The sequence below is a fragment of the Myxococcus eversor genome (assembly GCF_010894455.1).
GTDB lineage: Bacteria > Myxococcota > Myxococcia > Myxococcales > Myxococcaceae > Myxococcus > Myxococcus eversor.
The window spans coordinates 483989-500320 of record NZ_JAAIXY010000004.1 but is presented as its reverse complement, the minus strand read 5'-3'; the positions used below and the strand labels follow the sequence as shown (position 1 = coordinate 500320).

Here is a 16332-nt window from a genome sequence, read left to right as displayed (position 1 = left end):
ACCACCCCCCTGGCGTGAGAGGGGAATGATTGCCGCGGCCGTCTCGTTGGCAGGCCGCAAAGCCGCGTGGTGAAAGGAAGAACACATGAGCTGGCTGGTGACAGTCACGGGGTGGGCGCTGGGGGTGTCCCTGGGACAATCCCCGACAACCCTGGAGGCCGTGCGACTTCATCAGACCGAGGCGACCTCGCTGGCCGAGCGCGAGTGGGCCACGTGTGTGCAAACGAAGTGTCCGGATGCGGGGAGGCTCGGCCTGCTGGCGGGCACATTGGCCCTGTCCGACGGGAGGGCGGCCGAGGCGCGCGACATGCTGGCGGCCGGCCCCGCTCCCGCCCTGCTGGAGCCCTACCGCGCCTTCTACCTGGGTCAGGCGCGCTTCTACGCGGGGGACGCGGCCGGGGCCGCCCTGGACTTCTCCCGCGTGCTGGAGGCCCCTGGGGCCCCCCTGGACCTCGTCACGCGAGCCCGGGCGCGGCTGGGTGAGTCGCTCCTGAAGGCCGGCAAGGCGAAGCAGGCGGCGGTCGTGCTGGAGGCGGCGGTGAAGGCCATGCCCGTCCCAGAGCTGCTCTTCCAGCGGGCCCAGGCGCGAGGCGAGTCGGGCAATCGCGCCGGGCAGCAGGCGGACCTCATGACGGTGGCGCTGCGCTTTCCCACGCATCCGTACGGCGACGAGGCGGTGAAGTGGCTCACCGAGGTCCGCCGTCCCGCGGTGCGGCTGGGCTTCGCGGAGCGCACTCAGCGCACGGAGGGATTCCTCGGCGGCGGCGCGTCGCAGCGGGCCCTGGAGGAGTTGGCGACGCTGGAGGGCGAGAAGCTCTCGAAGGACCAGGCGGCGAAGGTGTCCCTGCTGCGAGCCAAGGCGCTGTTCGCGCTGGGCCGCGCGGAGGAGGCGAACCAGGCGCTCGTCCTCGCCCAGAAGGGGCCCGCGAGTGTCGCGTCCGACGCGGAGCTGCTCGTGGCGCGGCGGGCCCTGCGCGCGGACGACAACGAGAAGGCCCGCCTGTTGATGGCGGCGCTGGACAAGAAGTACGCGTCGCAGTCGGCGGGTGAGGAAGGCGCCTTCTTCGCGGGCTGGCTCGACTTGCAGGCGGGCCGCTTCGCCGAGGCCGCGAAGGCATTCACCGCGCATGGGGAGCGTTACGCGCGCTCGCGGCGGCGGGACGAAGGCCTGTGGTTCCGCTCGCTCGCGTACCTGCGACTGGCGGACTACGCGCAGGCGCGCGCGTCGCTGGAGTCGCTGGTGTCCACCTTCCCGAAGAGCAGCCTCGCCCCGCAGGCGCGCTACTGGATGGCGCGCAGCCGCGAGCTGGGCGGCGCGGGCGCGGCGGAGGTCGGCCCGGAGTACGAGCGCCTCATCACCGTGGCGCCGGCGTCGTTCTATGCACTGCTGGCCTCGGAGCGGCTCAAGGAGCTGGGACGGGTCGCCCCTGCCAGCTTCCCTCGTCCCCCATTGTCGCTGGAGCTGCCGCGCCCGCCCGAGCTGGGGCTGGCGGTGGAGCTGACTCGCGCAGGACTGTTCCGCGACGCGGCGGAAGAGGTGGAGTCCCACGTGGCGCGCCTGCGCTCCGCGGACCAGGCCCTGCCCTTCGCGCACGCGCTGATGAGCCTGGGCGAGTTCGGCCACGCACACACGGTGGCCGCGCGCCACCTGTGGGGCCGGGCCTTCGGCTCACGCGAGCCGGATGCGCTCGCGGCCTTCTATCCTCGGGCCTTTTCGAACGCGGTGGAGCAGGCGGCGACGGCACACAAGGTGGACCCGTTCCTCGTGTGGGCCATCATGCGGAGGGAGAGCGCCTTCAAGCCGGAGGTCATGAGCGCGGCGGACGCGCGAGGGCTGATGCAGATCATCCCCAAGACGGCCACGGAGATTGCCCGGAAGCTCGCGGAGCCGGACCCCGCGCCCGCGGACCTCTTCTCGCCGGACCGGAACATCCGCTACGGCGCCTGGTACCTGTCGCGGTTGATGGAGCGCTTCTCTCATCCGGTGCTCGCCGCCGCCGCCTACAACGCGGGACCGAGCGCCGCGGCGAAGTGGGCCCAGGAGCGAGGAGACCTGCCGCTGGACCTCTTCGTGGAGTCCATCCCCTTCCGGGAGACGCGCGGCTACGTCAAGCAGGTGGTGGCGGACCTGTTCCTCTACCACGCCTTCTACGACGCCCAGGGCGCGCAGCCCCGACTGTCGCTGGTGGTGCCCGCCCCCTCGAAGGAGGGCGTCACCTTCTGACGGGCTCTCAGCGGGTCAAGCGCCTGGGCGCCCTACCCGCGCGCCGCCATGCGGCGGAGAATCTCCGACTCCATGGAGTGGACCACCTCCGACAGCGGCAGGCTGCTGGAGTCCACGCGGATGGCATCCTCCGCCGCCTTCAGCGGGGCCACCGCGCGCGCGGAGTCATCCTTGTCGCGCTTCGTCTGGTCCGCGAGCACGTCGTCGAGGCTGCTCTCCACGCCCTTCTGGAACAGCTCCTCGAAGCGGCGCCGGGCGCGCACCTCGGGGTTGGCCTCCAGGAAGAACTTCGCGTCGGCGTCCGGAAACACCACCGTGCCGATGTCGCGGCCCTCCAGGATGGAGCCCTTGCTCGACTCCAGGGCCAGGCGCCGCTGGAGCTGGAGCAGGCCCGCGCGCACCACGGGACGTCCGGATACCTGTGACGCGGCCATGGAAATCTCGGGCGAGCGAATATCCCCCGACACGTCCTTTCCGCCGAGGAAGACGCGGTTCTCCTCGCCCACCACCTGGAAGTGGATGCGCACGCGCTCCAGCAGCTCGCCCAGGCGCGCGTCGTCGTCGTAGGGGATGCGCTCCTGCGTCGCCATCAGCGCCACGCAGCGGTAGATGGCGCCGGTGTCCACGAGGGAGAAACCGAGCCGACGCGCCAGCAGCTTGGACACCGTGGACTTGCCGGCACCCGCGGGCCCGTCGATGGCGACGATGAAGCAACGTGCGCTCACGCGAGCACCTCTCTCAGTGCGTTCACGCACCGCTCGTTCTCCGACGCCGTCCCCACGGAGATGCGCAGACAGGTGGGGAAGCCCCCGCCCGCGAAGGGCCGGACGATGACGCCCTTGCGCAGGAGCAATTCGTACAGCTCGGTGGAGGAGCGGCGGAAGTCCGCGAACACGAAGTTCGCGTGGCTCTTCGTGAGGGAGATGCCCAGCTTCGGCAGCTCCGCCTCGAAGTAGCGCAGGCCCGCGCGGTTGTTCTCCCGCGTGCGCTTCACGTGCTCGGTGTCCTCCAGCGCCGCCAGGCCCGCCGCCTGCGCCACCACCGTCAGGTTGAACGGCATGCGCGTGCGCTGCAGGTACATGGCGAGCTTCGCGTCCATCACGCCGTAGCCCAGGCGAATGCCCGCCAGCCCGTGAATCTTGCTGAAGGTGCGCAGCGCCACGACGTTCGGATAGCGCCGGAAGAGCTCCACGCCGCTGACATAGTCGGGCCAGTCGACGAACTCGAAGTAGGCCTCGTCGTAGGCAATCAGCACCTCGGGAGGCACCGCCGCCAGGAACGTCTCCAGCTCCTTCCGGCCGAACGCGGTGCCCGTGGGGTTGTCCGGGTTGGCCAGGAAGATGAGCCGCGTGCGCGACGTCACCGCGCGCGCCATGGCTTCCAAGTCGTACTGGAAGCCCTCGCGCATGGGCACCTCCACGAAGGGCCGCCCGTGGGCCTGCGCGGAGATGCGGTACGCGGAGAAGGAGTTCTTGCACAGGAGGATTTCGTCCTCCGGCGTGGTGAAGGTGCGGATGAGCAGTTCAATCAGCTCGTTGGAGCCGCTGCCCAGCACCACCTCTTGCGGCTGCACGCCCAGGGACGCGGCCAGCCGGCGCACCAGATGGAATGACGTGGCATCCGGATACAGATGCACCTGGGTTGCCGCCAGCCGCATGGCCTCCAGCGCGCGCGGGGAGGGCCCCAGCGGGTTCTCGTTGGAGGCGAGCTTGATGACACCCGTCAGGCCGAACTCGCGCTCGGTCTCCTCGATGGGCTTGCCCGGCACGTACGGCTTGAGCGTCTCGACATGGGAAGGAACGAGAGGTCGCATGGTGGTGGGGGCCTTGGAGTCGTGCCTCAGCGACCGGAGAACACGCCGAGCGCGCGGAACTTCGCGTACCGGTCCTTGACCAGGCCGTCGGGCGACAGCTCGGCGAGCTGGCTCAGGTGCTTGCGCAGCACCTTGCCCAGCGCCTCGGCCGCCTTCGCGGGGTCTCGATGCGCGCCACCGGCGGGCTCGGGCACCACCTCGTCGACAATCTTCATCTGGAGCAAGTCGGGCGCGGTGAGCTTCATCGCATCCGCCGCCTTGTCCGCCTTGGTGGCGTCGCGGAAGAGGATGGAGGCGCAGCCCTCCGGCGAGATGACGGAATAGACGCTGTTCTGGAGCATCAGCACCCGGTTGCCCACGCCAATGGCGAGCGCGCCGCCCGAGCCGCCCTCACCCACCACCGTGGAGATGATGGGCACGCGCAGCCCGCTCATCACCTCCAGGTTGACGGCGATGGCCTCCGCCTGTCCGCGCTCCTCGGCGCCGATGCCCGGATAGGCGCCCGGCGTGTCCACGAAGGTGAGGATGGGCTTCTCGAAGCGCTCCGCCAGCTCCATGAGACGGCGGGCCTTGCGGTAGCCCTCCGGGCGCGGCATCCCGAAGTTGCGCGCCATGTTCTCCTTGGTGTTGCGGCCCTTCTGGTGCCCTATCACCATCACCGGCTTGCCATCGAAGCGGGCGAAGCCTCCGACAATCGACGGGTCCTCGCCGAAGTGCCGGTCTCCGCACAGCTCCACGAAGTCAGTGAACAGGATGCGGATGTAGTCCAGGAAGTAGGGGCGCAAGGGGTGGCGGGACATCTGCACCACCTGCCACCGCGTCAAGTCACTGAAGATCTCCGTCTGGAGCTTCTTCGCCTTCTTCTCGAGCTTGGAAATCTCCGAGGTGAAGTCCGCGGAGCCACCCGTGGACAACGCCTTGAGCTCATCGATCTTCTTTTCCAACTCGATGAGCGGGCGCTCGAAGTCGAGCGCGTAACTGATGCCGGTTGCCATGGCGCGGAACTAGCACCAGGGTAAGGCACCTTTCAACGCGCAAGCGGTTACGCACCGCACCGTGTCACGCTGTCGGACACCTTCCGTCCCATTCGGAGCGCCATGTTTCTTGCCCTGCCGCTGCTCGTCCTGGCGCTGAACACCTCTCCGGCCCCCCAGGCGCCCCCTCCTTCCGCCAAGGCCCTCAACACCGAGGGCTTCCGCCTGTACCAGGCCGGGCGCTACCCGGAGGCCCTGGAGAAGTTCCAGGCGTCCGCCAAGGAGGACCCGGCCTACGCCCTGCCCCGCTACAACGCCGCCGCCACGCTGGGCGTCCTGCGCAAGAAGGGCCAGGTGTGCGAGTACGGCGCCCACCGGGACGTCATCGTCGAGCACCTCTCCCAGGCGGTGCGGCTGGACGCGCGGCGGCTCGTCCGCGCCCGCCAGGACACGGATTTCGACGGCATCCGCGACACGCTGGGCTGGCAACGGCTGCTGGGGCGCGTCCCGGAGCGCGAGGCGGACGTGCCCTTCCTGCTGCGCGACGTCTCCTGGTTCGGCCCGGGCGTCGGCGTCTACGGGAGCACCCAGGCGCTGCGCTTCAATACCCGAGGCAAGGCCGTCCTCAAGACGCGCGCCGTGGACGTGAACGGCCAGGCCCAGCGAATCGAGCTGGGAGGCACGTACACGGTGAAAGGCCGACAGGTGGAGCTGCGCCTGAAAGGAGAGGCCCCCGTCACGGGAACGCTGACGGAGGCGGGAGCGCTCACCTTCCCCAAGCTCGGAACGTTCACCGATGCGCCCTCGGAGTGCGACGCCTGAGACGTCACGCGCCCGAGTGCTGACCAGCCATCACTCGGGATGACGGGCCTCGCACGCCTACACCAACACCTGGAGATGAGTGATTGGCCCGCCCATGCGAGAGGGCCAAGGTGCCAGCGGGGGCGGACGGGAACGGGCCTCGGCGGGCGTTTTACGGGTGGGAGGCCACCAGCACCATGGCGGGGCCCCCACCTCGCTGCTTCAAGCCGCCTTGATCTTCGCGGCCGGCGGAGACAGCGCGTACCACGCCGTCCGGAACGCCTTCAGCTCGCGCAGCCCGGCCGGGTGACGACCGAGCGCCGGCGCCATGGTGACGGGCAGGCCCAGCTTCTTCTCGATGGCCTTCGCCGCGTTGAGCTCCAGCTTGCGGCGGTTCTCGCACTTCTCGCAGGTGGACTTGGGGCCCACGCGGTTGACGAGGATGCGCTCCACCGGGAGCTTGCGCTCCTTCAGGTACTCCACCACGCGCTCGGTGCGGGACGCGGCCAGTTCCTCGCCGCGCGTGACGACGACGAAGCGCGCCTCGGTGGGAGACGCCAGCGCCTCCTCGAAGCGCTTCGCGTGCTTGATCATCCCCGCGATGTCGTCCGCCAGCTCGCCCAGGCCCTTGGCCCGGTGCTTGTTGAGCACGGTGTGCAGCGCGCCCAGCCACGTCTTCGCCGTCTCCGCCAGCTCGACGACGCGCACGGAGCTCACCACCGGCGACGAGTCCACGACGATGCGCTTGAAGCGCTCCTGCACCAGCGCGTCGGTGAGCACGCTCATCGCCGCCAGCTCGTCGATGCCCGGGGGCGCGCACTCCAGGAGGTTGCGCAGGTAGAGCAGATCCGCGGGCACTTCACTGCCCGCCTTGGGCGCGCCCTCGAAGGCCTTCTCCGCCTTCTCCTTGAGCCGTTTGCGCAGGGCGTTGAACCAACCCGCCATGTCCAGCTCGCGCGCGTACAGGCCCTTGGTGCCCTTCACCTGCGTCTCGGTGTCCGTCAGCCGGCTCTGGAGCACGTCCGACAGCGAGTGCGCCGGATCCGTGGAGATGAGGAGCACCGGCCCCTCCTTCTCCGTCAGCGTCACGGCGGCGGCGGCGGCGCAGGAGCTCTTGCCCACTCCGCCCTGCCCCACGAAGAAGATGAGCCGGGTGGGCGGCAGCGGCGGCGCGGCGATGGGCGGCATGGACGGCGCGCGCACCAGGGCCGGAGGGCCCTCCGCGGCGGCGAACTCCAGCGCCTTCGTCTCCTTGCCACCCGCCCACGCCTTGGCCAGCAGGCCCACGCCGTCCAGCCCGCGCGGCGCCACTTCACGGCGGCCCAGCAGGTGGACCGGCACGACCTTGTCCAGCGCCTGGAACTTGCGCACGTGCGGCGCCTGCAGCCCCCGGCGGCCCTGACACGCGGGGCAACCCTCGCGGTCCTCCACCTGGTTGACGACGATCTCCGTCACCGGCAGCCCGCGCTCGCGCAGCTGGGTGAAGAGCATTCGCGTCTGCGCCTCGGGGACCGGCTCGGCCAGCGCCACCAGGTGGAACGCGGTGCGCACGGGGTCCTTCAGCAGCCCCAGCAGCTTCTCCGCCTTCTGCCCCAGCGCTTCCAGGTAGGTCGGCTCCGCCGCGGCGGCTTCGGCCTTCTTGCCCTTGCCCGTGGACGCCGCCGGCTTGTCTCCGCCCGCCTTCACCAGGCCCAGGAACTTGCGCAGCCCCACCGGCAGGTCGAACAGGCGCAGCGTGTGGCTCGTGGGCGAGCAGTCCACGACCACCCGGTCGAAATCCTCACCTTCCAGCAGCGACACCACGTGGAAGAGCCCCACCAGCTCCTCCAGCCCGGGGACGGCCTGCTGATACAGCGAGCCCAGCTCCTCCTCGGAGAAGTGGGTGCCCTTGCCAGCGGCCTTCTTCAGCGCGGGCAGGTAGTCCGCCAGGAACGGCTTGAGCAGCGCGGCCGGCTCCAGCTCCAGGGCCCAGACACCACCCTCACCCTTGCCCGCCACCAGCTTCGAGGGCTTCGCGGTGAGCTTCTTCTTCAGCAGATCCGACAGGGAGCGCACCGGATCCAGCGAAACGAGCAACACCCGTTCCTTCGGGACCTCCTCCGACAACCGCAACGCGTACGCCGCCGCGAGCGTCGTCTTGCCGACGCCGCCCTTGCCGCCGAAGAAGTGAAGAACTCGCGCGTCGCTCATTGCGTTGTGGCCTTCCTTGTGCCCCCCCGGCGGCACTCTGATGCACACTCCTGATTTGCCGTGAAGAAGGCGTCGGAGTCTGCCCGGTGCGTCGACCTGTACGGCCGGGCCATCCCTGTGGGTGGGAGTCGACCACAGAATCCCTTGTCCAGAGGTCAAAAGTCAAGAATTGACGCGGGGTTTCGCGGAGGGTCGGCCCCTCTCGGCACCTCCTGGCGAGGCCTTCTTGACGCCCCCTCCGAGCCGCTCCAACAGCGCGGAATCCGGAGGGGATTTCCTACCCGTCAGGTCAGCGGGCGACCAGGTTGTGGGCGCTCAGCGGGCCATCGTTTCCCTGTCCGCCCATGGGCCCGTTGTCGCGCGAGGGCCCGCCTTGCTGGGTGCGCGCCTCCGCCGCATAGCGATTGAGCTTGTTGTAGAGCGTCTTTTCGCTCACCCCGAGCACCTCCGCCGTGCGCGCCTTGTTGTTGCCATTGCGCTGGAGGCTTCCCAGGATGTATTCGCGCTCCACCGCGTCCAGGCTCAGGCCAAAAGGCAGACGGAACGTGTGTCGCTCCGGGCCCTTGCCCGCCATGTCCGGCGGCAGGTGCTCGCGGGTGATCAGCTCCCCGTCGCAGAGGATCACCGCGCGCTCCACCGCGTTGCGCAGCTCGCGGATGTTGCCCGGCCACTCGTAGTTCTTGAGCACCTCCATCGCCTCCGGGTGCACCCCGGACACGCGCTTGGCCGAGTCCCCGCGGAACTTGTCCACGAAGTGCTGGACCAGGATGGGCACGTCCTCGCGCCGCTCGCGCAGGGGCGGCAGGTGGATCTGGAACACGTTGAGGCGGAAGTAGAGGTCCTCGCGGAACCGCCCGTTCTTGATCTCCTGCTTCAAGTCGCGGTTGGTGGCGCACAACACGCGCACGTCCACCTCCAGCTCCACCTTGCCACCCAGCCGGCGCAGGCGGCTCTCCTCCAGCACGCGGAGCAGCTTGGCCTGCAGGTCGACGGGAATCTCTCCCAATTCGTCCAGGAACAGCGTGCCGCCGTGGGCCAGCTCGAACACGCCCGGACGGCGCTGATCCGCGCCGGTGAAGGCGCCGCGCTCGTGGCCGAAGATCTCCGATTCGATCAGCGTGGCGGGGATGGACGCGCAGTTGATGGCGATGAAGGGCTTGTCGCGGCGCAGGGACAGGTTGTGGACGGCGCGGGCCACCACTTCCTTGCCCGTTCCGGACTCGCCGCTGATGGACACGCTGGCCTTGGACGGGGCCACCTTCTCCACCAGCTCGATGACCTTGCGCATGCCCGCCGACTGGGCGATGAGGTCGGAGGAGCCCAGCTGCTTGAGGCGACGGCGCAGCGTCTGCACCTCGCGCATCGTCTCCTTCTTCTCCAGCGCGCGGTCGATGCAGACCTTCAGGCGCGCGGTGTCGAGCGGCTTGACGATGAAGTCATACGCACCCTCGCGAATGGCCTCCACCGCCGCGTCGATGGTGCCGCGGCCCGTGAGGAACACCACCGGACAGTCCGGCAGCTCCTCCTTCAGGTTGCGCAGCAGCCACAGGCCGTCGGTCTCCGGCATCGCGAGGTCCGACAGGACGACGTCCGGTCGGAACTCGCCAGCCTTGCGCAGGGCGTCGTGCCCGTCGAAGGCCGTCTCGACCTTGTGGCCCCAGGAGCTGAGCATCTCCGCCAGCGCCTCGCACGTGTCGCGTTCGTCGTCCACGGCCAGGATTCGTGCGCTACCCAAGATGAAGACCTCCGGTACTGCGTCGTGACGCGAATGGGGGATGACTCTGAAGGAGAAGCCTGGCGCCCGGTACAGCCCTCAAGCGCGAGGGAAGATGAGTCGGCAGGAACCACCACGGACGTGCAGGTCCACGCCCAACTGCGAACAGCGCAGCCCCAGGGCCGCCACCGCGTCAGCATGTTCCGGTGAGCTGTCGCCCCCGGTGTCCTCCACCTCCAGCACCGCCACGGAGCCCTCCGCGCGCACCGTCACGCGCACCGAGCCCCCGCCTTCCGCCCGCCGGAAGCCCCGCAGCAACGCCTGGATGACGAAGAAGCCCAGCTCGGAAGTGTCCGCCAGGCGCACCAGCACGCCCGCCTCCACGGCCACCTGCACCGTGGCCCGTCGCTTGCGTCCCTCGTGCGCCACCACGCCCAGCGCCCGCGTCGTCGCGTCCGACAGGTCGACCTCGCCCGCCGTGCCACCCCGAGTAACGATGAAGTCGGAGAACTGCCTCAAGATTCCATCCACGCGTTGAATCTGGTCGCGCAGCGCCTTGAGGTTCTTCTCCTGCGACGGCGGCACCTGGCCGGTCTCCGCCTTCAGCTTCTCCGACAGCACCTCCAGGTGGATGGCCATCGCATTGAGTGGGTTGCGGACGTCGTGCAGCAGGCTGTCCATCAGCGTCTGCACGGCGCCATAGCGGGCAGCGCCCACCACGGGATCCGTCGCTTCCTGGACACGCACCACGCTACTGGACACAGCCGTCGAGCTAACCAACGGAAACTCCTCGGGTTTTTCGTCTCCCTCTCCCGCCGCCACCCCACCGCCGGCAAGAGTTAGGGAGCCTGTTGCACAACGTCAACCCTGGGTCGGTAATTCTTGCCGGACACGGCAAATTCCCGAGTGGAGTCGCCCACTTGCGATGACTCCAGAGTGTTGCGCAGGTGACGTTTTCCGAGGTGCTCGCAGGCAGCCTCTTCAGGTCGAGGTCGCGGGAGGACGCGCGCCCTCGCCCAGGCCCACCAGCTCCAGCTTGAGCTGGGAGGCCACTTCGAAGATGCGCGGATCCCGATAGAACTCGCCGAAGACGATGCGGACGAGGCCCGCGTTGGCGATCAGCTTGAAGCAGGGCCAGCAGGGGCTGGCCGTGGTGTAGATGGTCGCCCCGTCAATCGCCACGCCGTTGGTGGCGGACTGGATGATGGCGTTCGCCTCCGCGTGCACCGTCGCCACGCAGTGTCCGTTCTCCATCATGTGGCCCACGTCGTCGCAGTGGGCCAGGCCTCGGATGGAGCCGTTGTAGCCGGTGGACAGGATGGTTCTTCCACGGACGATGACCGCTCCCACGTGCTTGCGATCACACGTGGCCCGCGTCGCCACCTGCTTGGCGATATCCATGAAGTACTGGTCCCACGAAACACGTCCCGACATCCGCTCGCCTCCTGGCCCGGGCAGATGTAGCGCGCGGCGGACGGCTGTCGACAAAAAGGCGGCTCAGCGCCCGGCGGCGTGAGCGACGCCTCCCTCACCAGGCAGACTGCGCTCCAGCAGGCGCCCGAAGCCCTTGGCATGCAGGAACTGTCGCACCTTGGTGCTGGGCGCGGCGAACGTCTCGCCGGGCATGGGCACGTCGAAGCTGTAGCTCTCCTCACGCACCGCGAAGTCCACCTGCGCCGTGCGGTAGCCCTCCACGATGGCCAGCAGCCGCCCCGTCTCCAGGCTGAAGATGCCGCCGCCCGACGCGCCATAGCCGATGGGCGCGTCCGTCTTCACCATCCTCGGACGCCGGGACTCCCGGTCCCACTCCACCTGGGACAGCATGCCGCCGGACAACGACAGCGCGCGGCCATAGGGCGACGCCGCCACGACGACGTCCTCTCCCAGCTCCAGCTCCGCCTCGTCCGCCAGCTCCACCGCGGGCAGCGCAAGCCCCGGCACCTTCACGAGCGCCAGGTCCAGGTCCGGCACCTGGCCGGTGGCCACCACCTGGCCCACGTGCGTCTCCACGTCCGCGCGCTGGTCCACCAGCACGTTCAGCGTGGGGGACTTCAAGTCATCCATCACCACCGCGTGCGCATTGGTGATGACCCAGGCCACTACTCCGTCAGCGCTCCGCTCGGAGCCCACCACCACGCCGGAGGCCGTGCGCCGCACCTTGTCCGCCTCGGTGATTTGCAGGCGCACGTTGTGCGGGAGGATGCGGCGCACCATCTCCTTGCGCGTCGGCCTCGCGGGCTCCGGCGTGGACACCCGCACCACCTCCGGCGGCGCCCGTGGCGCGGGAGCGCTGGCGGGGGGCACAGACGCGCCGGCACACGACGCGAGGGCGAGCAGGGCGACGGGGGCGCCCAGGAGGAAGCGGGTCATCGACTCTCCAGGAAGAAGGACGGCGCTGAGACTGCGAACTCGCTTGCGACGTCCATCTTCCCCACGCCCCGTCCCCATTGGAAAGCAGGCGCCCTACAGGGGCCGGTCGCCTGCTCGCCCGCGCTTCACGCGTAGCGCTTCTTCATCAGGAACAGGATGGCGTCCTTCGCGCAGTACTCGCAGTAGCCGTAGCGCTCCGCCATCGCCTTCAGCGTGCTTTGCACCTGCGTCTGCTCGCGCGACGACAGCTGGTTGCGGTCCTCGGAGAGGTACTTGAGGACGTTCTCCTTGTTCTTGCGCAGCACCCGCTTGCGCTCCTCGAAGTAGTGGTCTCGCAGGCGCTTGAACATGTCCGGGAAGATGCGCGGGTAGTCCATCGCCAGGTCCGGGTTGTCCAGCCGGTGCGCGCCAATGGAGGAGATGAGGCCGCGGCGGAACTCGGAGACCTCTTCTCCGCGCGGCATCACGATGGCCTCCACCTCCTGCATGCGCTGTTCGTCGGGCTTCTCCATCTCGCCCGTGATTCGATTGCGCATCTTCTCGCCGCGCACCCAGTGGCTGACGCCCTGGATGTAGCGCTCCACCAGCTCGCGGTACTGGCCCTCGGAGACCAGGCCCATGGACTCGCGCACCTCGGTGTCCACGCGGTCCAGGTACTCCGCCTCGACGACGCGCACGAACTCCTCATGGTCGTGGTAGCCGTCGACGACTTCCTGGAGCAGGAACTCGTAGACGCTCTTGTCCTTGCAGATGGACTCCAGCTCCTCGAGCACCGCCAGTCCGTTGAGGCACTTGTAGTCGGGGTTCTGCGCGGCGTTGAACAGCGCCGTCTTGATTTCGCGCGCGCTCGCGCCCACGCGCCCCTCGTAGTTGGGGTACGAGTCCGACTCCGTGAAGAGCTCCTCGCGCAGCTTGCGCAGCTCCTTGGTGTTGGCCAGGCTGAGCCGGTCCGGCGGCGCGCCCTCCTCGTACAGGTGCAGCTTCTCCACCGGCGTGACGTGGTCGATGAGTTCCTTCACGTCGCTGGGGTAGCGGTCCGGAATGGGCTTCTTCAGTCGAGTGAGCACCGCCCACATCGCGGCCAGCGCCGTCGCGTGCGGCGCCACGTGCTTGCCCACCGTCGTCGGGGACACCTGGGTGTCGTAGATCTGCTGCTCGGTGCGGTAGCGGCGCAGGTAGGGCACGCGCACCAGCTCGATTCTCCCCTTGAACGACGCGAAGTCCGGCAGCTCCTTGAAGGCGCCCAGGTGCTTCTCGTTGGATGAGGCAATGAGCACCTCGTCCAACTGGAGGACGAACGGCTCCAGTGGCACCTCGCTCGTCTCGCTGAAGCCCAGCAAGTACTTGAACGCCTCGAGCGGGCGCTTGAGCAGATCCGAGTACTCGATGAGGCCGCGGTTGGCGTGCACCAGTGGCCCGTGCGGCTCGAAGAGGACGGTGCTGTGCAGCGGCGCGGGCACGTTGAGCTGGGTGCGGTCCGCGGTGATCTGCTGGACGACGGCGTCCACGCTCATCTGCGGCTCCACCGTCACCGTGGCCACCTGGTAGCGGCGCGACACGTAGAAGCGCTCCACCTGGACGTGGCGCATCACCTTCAGCCAGTCGCCGTTGTACGAGTTGAGCAGCGCCGTGTAGATGCGGCGGCACTTGGAGCACAGCTCCCCGTCCCGCACGTAGTCGGACAGGATGAAGTCCCCCGACTCCCCGTCCCCGGTGCCCAGCCCCTTCTTCTTCAGGGCCGCCTCCAGCACCTTGCGCCGCTCGCCCGGAGGCATGGCGAACATCGGATGATCTCTCAGCTCGCACGGCATCCGCAGGTCGATGTTCTCCGCCTCCAGGTGCGCGAAGGTCGTCAGCTCCCCGTTGCCGTCGGTGCGCTCGCCGAAGCCGATGGAGCCCTTGATGAGCTTCTCCGAGGGGAACACCCAGGCGATGCGGTAGAGCGCGCCCTGCGGCAGCCAGGAGTACGTCTCCATGCCGGACTTGAGCGCGTTGACGAGCGTGGACTTGGCGCTGCCGTTGGGGCCGTGCAGGAAGATGAGCTTGTTGATGCGGCCGGCGCGCACGAAGTTGCCGAGCACCCGGTAGATGGCGTTCTGCACCTCCTCCTGCCCCGCCACCCGGCCGTCCCTGTCACTGCCCTCCGCGTCGAAGACCTTGAAGCGGCGAATCGTCCCCGTCGGGTGCGGCACCTGCTGCGTGCCGAAATGGTCCATCACGTCCCGGAGGTACTGCGCCGCGTTCCGCGCCTGGGCGCGCGGATCGTTGATGAAGAGCGACAGGTACTCCTCGAAGGACAGGATCGAACGGTTCTTGACGAAGTCGGCGTTCACCTGCGTGCCCACTTCCTGCAGATAACCCTTCGCGTCCACGGTGGCTCTCCTCGTACGGGTCAGTTCTCGCTCGTAACGCCCCCGGTGCGCCGCTGCCGCCGGTGGCCCTTCCAGGACCTTTCCGCCCGGCCTGCTGGAAGTCCAGGGCCCTTTGACGGCATGTCATCCAGCCCACGCGCTCGCGCCGCTGCCCGCTCACCAGGGAAGAGAGTGGCCGGGTTGGACTTTTCGCTCGACATCGTGCGGGGTTCCAGGGTTTTGCCAGGAGCCTGCCCGGAGGTAGCGGGCCTACGGGGTGTAAGCATACTCGCGTGAGGCCCGGGGGTGAGATACGGTCCAAACCTTCCCTTCGGTGCCCACCCGGAGTCCAAACACGATGCACAAGGAGCCCATCATCGGCATCGACCTCGGCACGACGAACTCGTGCGCGGCGATCGTCGAGGAGAGCGGGAACGTGAAGCTCATCCCCTACAAGGGCGGCGAGTACACCATCCCCTCCATCTTCGCGATTGACGACAAGGGGAACGAGCTCATCGGCTACGAGGCCAAGCGCCAGTGGCAGCTCAACCCGCGCAACACCGTCTACGGTGCCAAGCGCCTGGTGGGGCGGACGTTCGGCAGTGACGTCGTGGAGACGATGAAGAAGGTCGTGGCGTACAACCTGCGCCCCGGCAAGAAGAACGAAGTCACGCTGGACGTGGGCAAGAAGGAGTTCACCCTCCAGGAAGTCAGCGCGAAGATTCTCGGGAAGATTCGAGAGGTCGCCTCCAACTACCTGAAGACGCCCATCAAACGGGCGGTCGTCACGGTCCCCGCGTACTTCAACGACCGGCAGCGCCAGTCGGTGAAGGACGCCGGCAAGCTCATCGACCTGGACGTCGTGCGCATCATCAACGAGCCCACCGCGGCGGCGCTGGCGTACGGCGTGGGCAAGGGCCTGAAGCAGAAGGTCGTCATCTACGATTTGGGCGGCGGCACCTTCGACGTCTCCATCATCGAGATTCGGGACCGCGTCTTCGAGGTGAAGGCCACCGGCGGCGACGTCTTCCTGGGCGGCATCGACTTCGACAACGCCATCATCCACCACGTCCTCAAGGACTTCGCGGCCAAGACGGGCATCGACCTGGCCACGGACCCGGTGGCGATGCAGCGCATCAAGGACCTGGCCGAGCGCACCAAGATTGATTTGTCCGCGCGCGACGAGGTGCCCTTCAACATCCCCTTCATCACGATGACGTCCCAGGGCCAGCCCCTGAACATCGAGATGAAGTTCACCCGGAAGATGTTGGAGCAGCTCACCAACCACCTCGTGGACCGCACGCTGCAGATGGTGGCGCGCGTGCTGGTGGACTCGGGGCTGTCGACCCGGGACATCGACGAAGTGATGTTGGTGGGCGGGCAGACGCGCATGCCCGTCGTCCAGGACCGGTTGACGAAGTTCTTCGGCAAGCCGCCCAGCAAGGGCGTGCACCCGGACGAGGCCGTGGCCATCGGCGCGGCGCTCTACGCGCACTCGCTCCAGGACGACACCAACCTGCGCATCCAACTGCTGGACGTGATTCCCATGGCCATCGGCCTGGAGAAGGCCGGCGGCGCCTTCCACGTCGTCTTCCCGCGCAACGCGCCCATCCCCAACGCCAAGCAGTTGCTCGCCACCACCAGCATGGACAACCAGACCGAGCTGGCCATGCGCATCTTCCAGGGCGACCACGACGTGGTGGTGCGCAACGACATGCTCGGCGAGTTCACCTTCTCCGGCATCCAGCAGGCTCGCGCCGGCGGGGTGCAGGTGGAGATCACCTTCGACGTGAATATCGAAGGCATCCTCACCATGCGCGCCAGGGACCCGGCCACCGGCCGGGAGATGAACACCACCGTGCGAGTGACGCAGAGCTGAAGCGCCCCGCCGTCCC

At 68.4% G+C, this 16332-nt stretch carries 12 protein-coding genes; 3 read left to right on the top strand and 9 right to left on the bottom strand.

The window, feature by feature from the left end:
- The first annotated feature begins 85 nt into the window (after nt 1–85).
- Entirely contained in the window at nt 86–2224 is a 2139-nt protein-coding gene (locus G4D83_RS11340) for a lytic transglycosylase domain-containing protein (protein ID WP_163864705.1), read from the top strand.
- A 32-nt stretch (nt 2225–2256) separates the two neighbouring features.
- On the opposite strand, the gene cmk is transcribed toward G4D83_RS11340, so the two are convergent.
- From cmk to G4D83_RS11325, 3 genes are read right to left on the bottom strand one after another with little or no spacing between them, the layout of a single operon-like run.
- Nucleotides 2257–2949: a (d)CMP kinase gene (gene cmk / locus G4D83_RS11335; protein WP_163864704.1), complete on the bottom strand. Its 693-nt coding sequence runs from the start codon at nt 2947–2949 to the stop codon at nt 2257–2259.
- A complete protein-coding gene (gene hisC, locus G4D83_RS11330) occupies nt 2946–4037 on the bottom strand; it encodes a histidinol-phosphate transaminase (protein ID WP_163864703.1) in 1092 nt (363 codons plus the stop codon). The genes cmk and hisC overlap by 4 nt, the downstream gene beginning before the upstream one ends.
- 26 nt (nt 4038–4063) lie before the next feature.
- The gene (locus tag G4D83_RS11325) at nt 4064–5032 is read right to left on the bottom strand and encodes an acetyl-CoA carboxylase carboxyltransferase subunit alpha (RefSeq protein WP_163864702.1); all 969 of its coding nucleotides are present in this window, start codon (nt 5030–5032) and stop codon (nt 4064–4066) included.
- A 102-nt stretch (nt 5033–5134) separates the two neighbouring features.
- On the opposite strand from G4D83_RS11325, the gene G4D83_RS11320 reads away from it, so the two are divergent.
- Entirely contained in the window at nt 5135–5833 is a 699-nt protein-coding gene (locus G4D83_RS11320; RefSeq protein WP_176435083.1) for a hypothetical protein, read from the top strand.
- 201 nt (nt 5834–6034) lie between these two features.
- Here the strand turns inward: G4D83_RS11320 and G4D83_RS11315 are convergent, their stop codons facing one another.
- The 6 genes from G4D83_RS11315 to G4D83_RS11290 form a co-directional block, all read right to left on the bottom strand.
- Entirely contained in the window at nt 6035–8002 is a 1968-nt protein-coding gene (locus tag G4D83_RS11315; protein ID WP_163864701.1) for an ArsA family ATPase, read from the bottom strand.
- A gap of 289 nt (nt 8003–8291) precedes the next feature.
- Entirely contained in the window at nt 8292–9737 is a 1446-nt protein-coding gene (gene nla6 / locus G4D83_RS11310) for an enhancer binding protein Nla6 (RefSeq protein WP_163864700.1), read from the bottom strand.
- A 78-nt stretch (nt 9738–9815) separates the two neighbouring features.
- Nucleotides 9816–10436, bottom strand: a complete 621-nt coding sequence (locus G4D83_RS11305; protein WP_240356273.1) for a sensor histidine kinase — start codon at nt 10434–10436, stop codon at nt 9816–9818.
- Nucleotides 10437–10697: 261 nt separating this feature from the next.
- Complete coding sequence (locus G4D83_RS11300; protein ID WP_163864698.1) at nt 10698–11150, bottom strand: deoxycytidylate deaminase; 453 nt, start codon at nt 11148–11150, stop codon at nt 10698–10700.
- A gap of 63 nt (nt 11151–11213) precedes the next feature.
- Nucleotides 11214–12086: a S1 family peptidase gene (locus tag G4D83_RS11295; protein ID WP_163864697.1), complete on the bottom strand. Its 873-nt coding sequence runs from the start codon at nt 12084–12086 to the stop codon at nt 11214–11216.
- A 125-nt stretch (nt 12087–12211) separates the two neighbouring features.
- The gene (locus G4D83_RS11290; RefSeq protein WP_163864696.1) at nt 12212–14458 is read right to left on the bottom strand and encodes a PrkA family serine protein kinase; all 2247 of its coding nucleotides are present in this window, start codon (nt 14456–14458) and stop codon (nt 12212–12214) included.
- A gap of 337 nt (nt 14459–14795) precedes the next feature.
- Here G4D83_RS11290 and G4D83_RS11285 point away from each other — a divergent pair, with 337 nt between their 5' ends.
- Nucleotides 14796–16316, top strand: coding sequence for an Hsp70 family protein (locus tag G4D83_RS11285; protein ID WP_163864695.1), 1521 nt, complete (start codon nt 14796–14798; stop codon nt 16314–16316).
- Nucleotides 16317–16332 lie beyond the last annotated feature (16 nt).